Raw genomic sequence first — 10,094 nt, 5'->3', positions numbered from 1 at the left:
GGCCCGGTCCTGGTGGACCGGGCCTCTTCTGTATGGAGCTTGCTGAAGCCGCAGGCTAGTGGCTCAGGGTCTTCTGTCCCTCGCCTGCTTCGACTGCTTCGTGGTGGCCGTGGCTGGCCTCCAGCTCAGCGGGCGTTGCCGGAGCGACGCGGTCCTCGAAGAACCAGCGGGACAGCTTGGCGCGGCGGTTTTCCTTTCGGGTCACCACACCGTGCTCGTTCGGCTGGGCCGGAATCGGTGCGGGCGACTCGAAGCCGACAAGCTTGTAGCGCTTGTACTCGTCGAGCGGCGCGTGCACCTCAATGAACTCACCATGCGGCAGGCGGACGATGCGTCCGGTCTCGCGGCCGTGGAGGGCGATTTCGCGGTCCTTGCGCTGCAGGGCCAGGGCCACGCGCTTGGTGACGACGAACGCGATGACCGGTCCGAGGAAGAACAGTGCACGGAGCCAGTAGGTGACGTCGTTCAGTGACACATGGAAGTGCGTGGCGATGAGGTCGGAGCTGGCCGCTGCCCACATGACGCAGTAGAACGTGAAGCCTGCCATGCCGATCGCGGTACGCGTGGGGGCGTTGCGCGGACGGTCCAGGACGTGGTGTTCGCGGTTGTCCTTGGTGATCCAGCGTTCGATCCACGGGTAGGTGAACAGCACTGTGAACACGATGCCCGCCGGTACAAGCGCGGGGAGCAGCACGTTCAGCGTCAGGACGTGGCCGAAAACGATGTATTCGAAGTGGAAGCCGTTGACCACGCCGGGCATCAGGCGCAGCGCGCCGTCAACCCAGCCGATGTACCAGTCAGGCTGGGTACCTGCGGACACGGGGGAGGGGTCGTACGGGCCGTAGTTCCAGATCGGGTTGATGGTGAAGAACGCAGCCATGAGCGCGATGACACCGAACACGATGAAGAAGAAGCCACCGGCCTTGGCAGCGTAAACCGGGCCCAGCGGGTAGCCGACGACGTTGTGGTCGTTGCGTCCCGGGCCGGGGTACTGCGTGTGCTTGTGGACAACCACCATGAAGAGGTGGATGACGATCATGAGCAGGATCAGCGCCGGCACGAGCAGGATGTGCAGCGTGTAGAGGCGGCTGATGATGACCGTACCGGGGAACTCGCCGCCGAAGAGGAAGAACGAGATGTAGGTGCCGATCACGGGGATCGACTTGATCACGCCGTCGATGATGCGCAGGCCGTTGCCGGACAGCAGGTCATCGGGGAGGGAGTAACCGGTGAAGCCGGCAGCCATGGCCAGGATCAGCAGGACGCCGCCCACCACCCAGTTCATTTCACGGGGCTTGCGGAATGCACCGGTGAAGAACACGCGGAGCATGTGCACGGCCACGGAGGCAACGAACAGCAGTGCTGCCCAGTGGTGCACCTGGCGCATGAAGAGGCCGCCGCGGACGTCGAAAGAGATGTCCAGCGAGGAGCTGTAGGCCACGGACATTTCGACGTTCTTCAGCGGCGTGTAGGAGCCGGCGTAGTGCGTTTCCGCCATGGACGGATCGAAGAAGAACGTCAGGAAGGTTCCCGACAGGAGCAGAATGACGAAGGAGTACAGCGCCACTTCGCCAAACATGAAGGACCAGTGGTCCGGAAATACCTTGCGGCCGAATTCGCGGAGGATTCCGGACCCGCCGACACGCTCGTCGACGAAGTCAGTGAAGCGTCCGACTTTGGTGTTGGCTACGTAGGCGGGGGCTTCAGCTGTTGATGCTGCGCTCATGCTCATCACGCTCCCAGTAACTTGGTCCTACAGGTTCTTTGAAGTCGCTGGTGGCGACCAGGTAGCCCTCATCGTCAACTGCGATGGGCAGCTGGGGGAGCGGGCGGCTGGCCGGGCCGAAGATAACCTTGCATTCCTGGGTCAGGTCGAAGGTTGACTGGTGGCACGGGCACAGCAGGTGGTGCGTCTGCTGCTCGTAGAGGGCAACAGGGCAACCGACGTGGGTGCAGATCTTGGAGTAGGCAACGATGCCGTTGTAGCCCCAGTTTTCGCGTCCCGCGGAGGGGTTCAGCGAGGCCGGGTCGAGGCGCATCAGCAGAACGACGGCCTTGGCCTTCTCGTTGAGCTTGCCTTCGTGCAGTTCGTTGAGGCCTTCCGGGATTACGTGGAAGGCAGAACCGATGGTGACGTCCGAGGCCTTGATGGGGGTTCCATCGGGGTCGCGGGTGAGGCGCTTGAGCTTGCCGTCCTGCGGGGCCCACATGGTGTGCGCCAGCTTGTCGTCCGGGCGGGGACCGAGGTCACCGAAGATGGCCAGGGCCGGCAGGGGTGCCAGTGCCACGGCGCCAAGCAGGGTGTTCCGGATGAGGGGACGGCGCTTGATGCCCGTTTCCTCGACGATGTCGTCGACGATGCGGACCGCAGCCTGGCGGTCGTCTTCCGTGCGGATCGCGTGGCGCTCCTCGGAAACTTCGTGGTCCGGCATCAGGGCCTTGGCCCAGTGAACGATGCCGGTGCCGATGCCGAGCATGGCAAATGCCGTTCCGATTCCGAGCAGTGCGTTCTGCAGCCGGATCGTCGCAATGCTGGAGTCGTCTCCCAGATCGATGGCGAAGTACGCCACCAGGAAGATAATGGTGCCAACGACTGAGATTGCGAACAGCGCAGCAACCTGCCGTTCTGCCCGCTTGGCGGCCTTCGGGTCCGTGTCAGCCAGGCGCAAGCGGTGCGGGGGAATTCCAGGATCCTGGAATTTCTCCACCTCATGCTGACCAGCCGTAGCTACGGTGCCCGAGTGGTTCGGACTGCCGTCACTATGGTTGCCCATGATTCGCCTCATCCTTCTCTCGTCTCGGCCTTTGCCGAGTTAATGTTCAGTTCCAAACCTGCTGAGTGATCAGCAGGACATTCTTTGTGCGTGCCGGACTGGCTAGGACGTACGGGACGTCAGCCAGATCGTGAAGGCGATGATGACGCCCAGGCCGGCGATCCACACGAACAGGCCTTCCGAAACGGGGCCCAGGGCACCCAGGTCTGCGCCGCCCGGGGAGCCGTTGGCTTCGATCTGCTTCAGGAAGGTGATGATGTCGCGCTTGCCTTCCGGGGTGACGTTCGAGTCGCTGAAGACCGGCATGTTCTGCGGACCGGTGGCCATGGCTTCGTAGATGTGCTTGCCGGAGACATCAGCCAGTGCCGGAGCGAACTTGCCGCGGGTCAGCGCACCGCCTGCAGCCGCAGCGTTGTGGCACATGGCGCAGTTGGTGCGGAACAGCTCGCCACCCTTGGCGGCATCGCCCTTTTCGTCCAGGTATTCTTCGGCCGGGATGGCCGGACCTGCACCCAGCGAGGCCACGTATGCGGAGAGCTGGTGGGTCTGGGTTTCGTTGAACTGGGCCGGCTTCTTGTAGGCCTGGGGGCCGTTCATCTGCATGGGCATGCGGCCGGTGCCGACCTGGAAGTCAACAGCGGCGGCGCCGACGCCAACCAGTGAGGGACCGTCCTGCGTTCCGCTGGCACCCATGCCGTGGCAGGTGGCGCAGTTTGCTTCGAAGAGCTTCTGGCCTTCCTCGGTATCGCTGGCGGTGAACTCTGCAGTGCTGGCTTTGGCCTCGTTGACGGTGGTGGCAACGGCATACAGCCCACCAGTGAGGAGGAGGCCCATCAACAGCAGGGCTATTGCTGCCAGTGGGTGACGTCGCTTCTGCGAGAGTGCCTTCACGTGGTGGTTCCTTTATTCGATCGTGCGTCGGCTCCGTGAGCCGCTTCTTGAAATGCGTTCTCTGGGTGAAGAGAGAAAGGTGTGGACTACTTGAGGACGTAGATGACCAGGAAGAGGCCAATCCACACGACGTCCACGAAGTGCCAGTAGTAAGAGGTGACAATGGCCGAGGTCGCCTCGAAGTGACCGAACTTCTTGGCGGCGAAGGAGCGGCCCATGATGAGCAGGAAGGCAACGAGGCCGCCGATGACGTGCAGGCCGTGGAAGCCGGTGGTCATGTAGAAGGCGGAGCCGTAGGCGTTCGAGGACAGCGACACGTGCTCGGAGACCAGCATGGCGTATTCAGTGGTCTGGCCGGCAACGAAGAAGGCACCCATCAGGAAGGTCAGGGTGAACCATTCGTTCATGCCCCAGCGGGTGAACTGGAGCGGCCCGCCGCTGCGTCGCGGCTGGAGCCTTTCGGCGGCGAAGACGCCCATCTGGCAAGTGAAGGAACTTGCCACGAGGACGATGGTGTTAACGAGCGCAAAGGGGAAGTTGAGCTTGGCCGTCTCGTCCGCCCACATCTGGCCGGAGGTGGACCGGAGTGTGAAGTACATGGCGAAGAGGCCGGCGAAGAACATCAACTCGCTGGAGAGCCAGACGACGGTCCCGACGGAGACCATGTTCGGGCGGTTCAGCGTGGGGTGCGCAGGGGTACTGGGGGCATGGGTCGCAGATGTCACATAGACATTATGTCTGTAAAACTTCGGCTTGCCCAACGCAAACCGCCTTTTGCGGAGACTTTTTCTACAAAGACGCGAAATCGCGCGGAAAAGTTCCCGGGACCGTTCACATTGGTCTTTGCGGCGGGCACCTCGATAGCATCAGGAGGTGACTTCACAGGTATCGGCACCGGCGGCAGGCAACACCTGGCCGCGCCTCATCTCGGCACTGTTGAACGGCGAACACCTAAGCGCGGACAGCACTGCATGGGCCATGGACACCATCATGTCCGGTGCTGCCACGCCCGTCCAGATCGCCGGTTTCCTGGTGGCGCTGCGGGCCAAGGGGGAGACGGTGGAGGAGATCGCCGGGCTCGTCGACGCCATGGTGTCCCATGCCAATCCGATCTCCATTACCGGTGAAAAGCTGGACATCGTCGGCAGCGGCGGTGACCAACTTAACACCGTCAACATCTCCACCATGGCCGCCCTCGTGTGTGCGGGAGCGGGCGCAAAGGTCGTTAAGCACGGCAACCGGGCGGCGTCGTCGTCGTCGGGATCCGCTGACGTCCTGGAAGCGCTGGGGGTGCGCCTCGACCTGCCGATAGCCAGCGTCGCCCGGAACGCCGAGGAGGCCGGCATCACCTTCTGTTTCGCTCAGGTGTTCCACCCGTCCTTCCGCCACACGGCTGTGCCCAGGCGCGAACTCGCGATTCCCACCGCCTTCAATTTCCTGGGCCCCCTCACCAACCCGGCCCGGGTGCAGGCGTCCGCGGTGGGTGTGGCAAACGCCCGCATGGCGCCGCTGGTGGCCGGGGTGCTGGCGCGGCGGGGAAGCCGTGGCCTGGTGTTCCGCGGCAGCGACGGCCTTGATGAACTGACCACCACCGGTCCGTCGACTGTCTGGGAGATCCGCGGCGGACAAGTGACAGAACAGACTTTCTCGCCCCAGGACCTGGGGATCCGCCAGGCCACCGTTGAGGAGTTGCGCGGCGGCGACGCGCAGGCCAATGCCGCCGTCGTCCGCAACGTGCTGGCCGGCGAGACCGGCCCGGTCAGGGACGCCGTCCTGCTGAACGCGGCGGCGGGCCTGGTGGCGTACGACCTGCGGGCGGACGGCCCGCTCACCGACCGCATGAAGGTCGCCATGGGCCGGGCCGCTGAATCCATCGGCTCAGGCGCAGCCACTGCCGTCCTCGAGAGATGGGTCAGCCTCTCCAGGGCCTAAGTCGGACAACTGTCTTAAAAGCAACGGAAGGCCATGCAGGTTGCGTGGCCTTCCATTGCTTTTAAGGGAGACGGCTACTCCTCGAACCCCAGTGCGAACGCGGCGTCGAGGTCGTGCTGGGAGTAGGCGCGGAAGGCGATGTGCGTGGTGGTGTGGACCACCGCGGGCACCTTGGACAGTTTGTCGGCGATGACATCTGCCAGGTCTTCGTGCTGGGCGACGCGCGCAACGGCGATCAGATCCCATTCACCCGTTACGGAGTAAACCTCGCTGATGCCTTCAATGGCGGATATCTCCTCGGCCGTTTCGGGGATGCGCGAGGCGTCTGTCTTGATCAGGACGAATGCGGTGACCACTGTGAACCCTTCCGGATCTGTTGAGCGCTGTGCTGCCAGCCTTATACGCTGCCAGCCTATTACATGGGCGGGGACGTGCACGGCCTGGCCCACCAGGGTGCCCGGCCGGCCTGCCAGGGCCGGCGGGACTCAGACGCGGCGGCGGGCGCGGAGCCGGAGGATGATGGCGACGATGAGGCGGTAGCCGAGGAGGAACACTGCCAGGCTCAGCAGTGCCACGATCACGAACGGCAGGACCACCGTCTGTCCCGTGAGTGCCCGCAGCGCCATGCCGATGGCAACCGTGCCGAGCCACACGGCCACGCCGGCCGGCCACAGCGCCAGCGGCCGGCGCCAGAGGCGCAGGAGCAGCCAGGTGGCGGCTGCCCCCGCCAGGAACGGCCAGGCGGTGGAGAGGATGCCGGCCACGGATTCACCCCGCGAGTGGGCATCGCGGCCAATGGCGGCAAAGACGAGGATGAGGATGACATCGGCCGCCGCTGCGGCTGCCGTGAGGGCCGGAACCGCCCGTGTTCCGGAACGGTCTGATGTGGAAGGCATGCTTCCGAGCCTATCCGTTTTTTGGCAGGTATTGCCCCGCCGCTGCTATCCGGTGACCATGGCAGGCAGGAACCGAACAGGACCGCCCATAGGAGCCAGAATGAAGCTCACCCAGATCGCGCAGCACGCGGACGACCTTGAGCGGGCGGCCGCCTTCTACTCCGGGCTGCTGGGTACCGCTCCGGTAGCTGTCTTCGACCCGCCGGGGCTGTTGTTTTTCGACCTCGACGGCGTCCGCCTCCTGCTGGAACGGGGCGCGCCGTCCTCGGTGATCTACCTCAACGTCCCGGACGTCCGGCGCCAGGTGGCGGAACTGGAGGCCAGGGGAGTGGAGGTGGTGAGCGCCCCGCACGTGATCTTCCACCACGATGATGCACGGCTCGGCCCTGCGGGCACGGACGAATGGATGGCGTTCATCAGGGACAGCGAAGGGAATACCGTCGGGCTGGTGAGCCACACGTTAGACGGCGGGCCGCCCGGCGGGCAGGACGCCAGGCTTTGATTGCGGTCAGCGGCCCTGGGGGCATTGTCCAAGGCATTCCGCGGGGCTAGTGTCAGGGCGGAATATGCAGGAGGCGGCGGAGTGGCCGGGCTGGTCGGGAAGCTCCGTCCGCACAGAGTCCGTCCGCAAAGAAGAGGGAGCCGTCATGCAGAAAATCACGCCTTGCCTGTGGTTCGACAACCAGGCGGAGGAGGCGGCCGGATACTACGTGTCCGTCTTCGACAATGCTTCGATCACGAGTGTCTCGCGCTTCGGCGAGGGCGGTCCCGGGCCGGCCGGCCAGGCCGTCGTTGTCGAATTTGAAATCGAGGGCCAGGTTTTCCAGGCCCTGAACGGGGGCCCGGCGTTCTCCTTCAACGAGGCGGTGTCCTTCGTGGTGGACTGCGCCTCACAGGAGGAGGTCGACCGCTACTGGAACGCCCTGACTGCGGGCGGGAGTGAAAGCCAGTGCGGGTGGCTCAAGGACAGATACGGCGTCTCGTGGCAGATAGTGCCCAAAGTCCTCAGCCAGCTCATCAACGGGCCCGACGCCGCCGGTGCCCAGCGCGCCGTCCAGGCCATGCTGGGCATGCAGAAGCTGGACATCGCCGAACTCCAGCGGGCTTACGGCGGCGGTTAGGGCCTTAAAAAGCTCCATTGGACGACGGCGGGGGGACCCGCCGTCGTCCGTGGTTCAGTCTGTCCGCGCGCGGCTTGGGGCAGACTGGTGCCATGAGTGACGATTCGCAGGCTGTAACGACCCAGAGTTCGACGGTTGAGGACTGGACTCAGGCCCTGGCACAGTCCGTCGGCTCCCCGGGCGGGGGCGCCGGGGCAGGGGTGATGCTTGCCATCGCGGCGTCACTGGCATCGATGGTCGCCGGGTACACCGAGGCTGACGGGCACCAGCAGCATGAACTGGCCGAGATCCACACGCGGGTGCGTGCGCTGCGGGAGGCCGCCCTTCGGCTGGCCGACGAGGATGCATCGGCGTCCCGGAATTTTGGTGCAGCCTTCCGGCTGGATCCGGGGCCCGAGCGTGAGGAGGCCATCCACCGGGCGTCCGTGGATGCTGCCAAGGCATCTGCCGTGCTGGGCGAGCGCGCCATCGACGCCATCGCCGACCTGCAGTGGCTGGCCGCCAACGGTAACCGGGCGCTTGTCGCCGACGTCGTCGTCGCGCTCGGAGCCCTCAGGGCAGCGGTGACCGGTGCCCGGACCAACTTAAGGTTTGACCTCGCCGCCCTCACGTCCGCAGGGCGCACGCCCGACCAGATCCGGGAAGAGCAGCCGGCCCTCTGGCGGACCATCGAGAGCCTCGATAACGCCGTTGACCGGATCGACCGGCTGACCGCCGACGTGAATCACCGTTCCGCCCCGGACGGCGCCGACTGACTGCCTGATCTCCCCGCCGGACGTCCGGACCGCGGTGTCTGGCGGAGCTGCGCCTCTGCCTAGTCTGCGCCCTCGGCTTCCGGCATGGGGAATATGCTCTGGCCCAGCGCCGAACCGTAAAGCCGCCGTGGTTCACAGCCTGCGGCCCCGATCCAGAACAGAGCCCCCGAGTGCGTTGCGGCTTCGACATGGCCGATGCGGATCACCTTTCCGGCTTCTTCAACCCTGACCCTCGTTCCCAGCAGGTCCTGTGCAGTTTGATCGCTGCTCTCAGCAAATGTCCCCGGCGTCACTGTCGCTGGCTCCCTCGGTTTGAATGGCGTTGCTTTCCCGCCAGCGGTGGCGGGTGCGAAGTAAATGAACACCATTCATTTTAGGGGACACTTGGCTGCGTGTCAGCTGCGCAGGGCTGCCAGGGCGTCCCTCAGCGGCATCCGGAGTACGGGGCCATGACCCGGCAGCACCACCGAGGCATCCTTCCCGTCCAGGGCGCGGGTTGCTGCGAGCGCCTGCGCCGGGTCGGAATGGAACATTGGATGCAGCATCTGGGGGCCGTCAAACCGGCTTAGGGGGTGCCCGCTGACGAATGCGTCACCGACCGCAATGGCTCCTGCCTCCGGAAGCAGGATCGCGGCATTTCCCGGCGTATGTCCCGGCAGGGGGACTGCTTCAGGCTTGCCGGGGAGGTTGCTGAGCGTGGCCGCGCTCCAGGCCTGGGCCTGCGTTGCGGGTTTCGCCTTGAGGGCCCCCGCCCTGATGACATGGGCCATCCACCGGAAGACGCGGGGCCGCCAGGCGCGGATGATGACCTGGCCAAACGTCACCTGGTGCTTTTCCTTCCCCTGTACGTGGGCCAGCTCTTCCGGGGCACACAGGATGGGCGTTCCGTAGGTCTCGGAGAAGTAAGCAGCTGATCCCGTGTGGTCGACATGGCCGTGGGTGATCAGCATGGCCCTGGCGTCGGCCGGACGCAGGCCCAGCCGGCGGATGGATGCCAGGACCAGGGGGCGGTCGGCGGGATAGCCGCCGTCGATGATGATGAACCCGGCGTCGCCGCGCACCACGATCCAGTTCGACGCCGGCCCTTCCACGAAAAGGACGCCGGGCGAGGGTTCGGACGTTCGGGAGGCGAGGTCCCATGCGGGGGATTGATGCTTCACGATGCACATCCTAGCCACGTCCCGGCCCCGCCTGCCCGCGCCGGCACCACCGCTTGTGCCATGATGTGCATGCGTTTGCTATTCGAACGTTTCGTTCACGTGCCGCTATCGAAGAGTCACAAGCGGCCGGGCATCACCTGCGAAAGGAAATCATGGAACTGCTGTGGGAAATTGCCGGCTGGACAGGTGCTGCGGCGATCCTCGGTGCGTATTTGGCTGTCTCCATGGGCTGGCTGAAGGCCGGACGGCGCTTCCAGACCGCCAATCTGTTTGGTGCCTGCGCCTTCATCCTGAACGGCGCCTTCCACGAAGCATGGCCCTCCGTGGTCACCAATGTTGCGTGGTTCCTCATTTCGGCCGTTGCCCTTGTGCGCATGCGCACGGCTGGCCAGACCGCAGTGCCTGCGCCCGAAGATGCGCAGGTCCAGTTCCCCGGCGTTCCCGACACAACCGGCCAGCTCGCTGTGGTTGAGGTACTCACCGGTGCTGTGCACGGCGACGCCGAGGGGCAGCGCCCGCCTCGCTGACTGGACGACTGGCCCCCGCGTCGGGGAACGAGCCACCC

Annotated in this window: 12 protein-coding genes; 5 read left to right on the top strand and 7 right to left on the bottom strand. The window is 65.1% G+C overall.

All coding sequences use genetic code 11. From position 1 onward, the window contains the following. Positions 1 to 55 precede the first annotated feature (55 nt). The 4 genes from ACFUTU_RS17275 to ACFUTU_RS17260 all read right to left on the bottom strand — a co-directional run bounded on the left by ACFUTU_RS17275 (position 56) and on the right by ACFUTU_RS17260 (position 4,426). Entirely contained in the window at positions 56 to 1,726 is a 1,671-nt protein-coding gene (locus ACFUTU_RS17275; RefSeq protein WP_377966449.1) for a cytochrome bc complex cytochrome b subunit, read from the bottom strand. Beyond that, on the bottom strand, positions 1,704 to 2,774 hold the full coding sequence (locus ACFUTU_RS17270; RefSeq protein WP_377966447.1) for a Rieske 2Fe-2S domain-containing protein: 1,071 nt from the start codon (positions 2,772 to 2,774) through the stop codon (positions 1,704 to 1,706). The genes ACFUTU_RS17275 and ACFUTU_RS17270 overlap by 23 nt, the downstream gene beginning before the upstream one ends. A gap of 102 nt (positions 2,775 to 2,876) precedes the next feature. Continuing rightward, on the bottom strand, positions 2,877 to 3,665 hold the full coding sequence (locus tag ACFUTU_RS17265; RefSeq protein ID WP_377966445.1) for a c-type cytochrome: 789 nt from the start codon (positions 3,663 to 3,665) through the stop codon (positions 2,877 to 2,879). Between the two features lie 86 nt (positions 3,666 to 3,751). Continuing rightward, complete coding sequence (locus tag ACFUTU_RS17260) at positions 3,752 to 4,426, bottom strand: heme-copper oxidase subunit III (protein WP_377966443.1); 675 nt, start codon at positions 4,424 to 4,426, stop codon at positions 3,752 to 3,754. A 112-nt stretch (positions 4,427 to 4,538) separates the two neighbouring features. Here ACFUTU_RS17260 and trpD point away from each other — a divergent pair, with 112 nt between their 5' ends. Continuing rightward, positions 4,539 to 5,597, top strand: coding sequence for an anthranilate phosphoribosyltransferase (gene trpD, locus ACFUTU_RS17255; protein ID WP_377966441.1), 1,059 nt, complete (start codon positions 4,539 to 4,541; stop codon positions 5,595 to 5,597). A gap of 74 nt (positions 5,598 to 5,671) precedes the next feature. Here trpD and ACFUTU_RS17250 read toward each other — a convergent pair whose 3' ends face one another. Further along, positions 5,672 to 5,953: an Lrp/AsnC family transcriptional regulator gene (locus tag ACFUTU_RS17250; RefSeq protein ID WP_377966439.1), complete on the bottom strand. Its 282-nt coding sequence runs from the start codon at positions 5,951 to 5,953 to the stop codon at positions 5,672 to 5,674. Positions 5,954 to 6,082: 129 nt separating this feature from the next. After that, entirely contained in the window at positions 6,083 to 6,493 is a 411-nt protein-coding gene (locus ACFUTU_RS17245; protein WP_377966437.1) for a DUF3054 domain-containing protein, read from the bottom strand. 100 nt (positions 6,494 to 6,593) lie between these two features. Between ACFUTU_RS17245 and ACFUTU_RS17240 the strand changes: the two genes are divergently transcribed. From ACFUTU_RS17240 to ACFUTU_RS17230, 3 genes are all read left to right on the top strand, one after another. Further along, entirely contained in the window at positions 6,594 to 6,995 is a 402-nt protein-coding gene (locus tag ACFUTU_RS17240) for a VOC family protein (protein ID WP_377966435.1), read from the top strand. 145 nt (positions 6,996 to 7,140) lie between these two features. Continuing rightward, positions 7,141 to 7,614: a VOC family protein gene (locus ACFUTU_RS17235; RefSeq protein WP_377966433.1), complete on the top strand. Its 474-nt coding sequence runs from the start codon at positions 7,141 to 7,143 to the stop codon at positions 7,612 to 7,614. Between the two features lie 92 nt (positions 7,615 to 7,706). Continuing rightward, positions 7,707 to 8,369 carry a cyclodeaminase/cyclohydrolase family protein gene (locus ACFUTU_RS17230; RefSeq protein ID WP_377966431.1) on the top strand — a complete coding sequence of 221 codons (663 nt, stop codon included), beginning with the start codon at positions 7,707 to 7,709 and terminating at the stop codon, positions 8,367 to 8,369. A 395-nt stretch (positions 8,370 to 8,764) separates the two neighbouring features. Here ACFUTU_RS17230 and ACFUTU_RS17225 read toward each other — a convergent pair whose 3' ends face one another. Then, positions 8,765 to 9,529, bottom strand: coding sequence for an MBL fold metallo-hydrolase (locus ACFUTU_RS17225; RefSeq protein WP_377966429.1), 765 nt, complete (start codon positions 9,527 to 9,529; stop codon positions 8,765 to 8,767). 152 nt (positions 9,530 to 9,681) lie between these two features. Between ACFUTU_RS17225 and ACFUTU_RS17220 the strand changes: the two genes are divergently transcribed. Further along, positions 9,682 to 10,056, top strand: coding sequence for a hypothetical protein (locus tag ACFUTU_RS17220; protein ID WP_377966427.1), 375 nt, complete (start codon positions 9,682 to 9,684; stop codon positions 10,054 to 10,056). The last annotated feature ends 38 nt before the right edge of the window (positions 10,057 to 10,094 follow it).

The sequence above is a fragment of the Arthrobacter sp. NPDC057388 genome (assembly GCF_042668165.1).
Lineage (GTDB): Bacteria > Actinomycetota > Actinomycetes > Actinomycetales > Micrococcaceae > Arthrobacter.
Note: the sequence above shows the minus strand (reverse complement) of the source record. Positions and strands in the feature narration are given on the sequence as shown.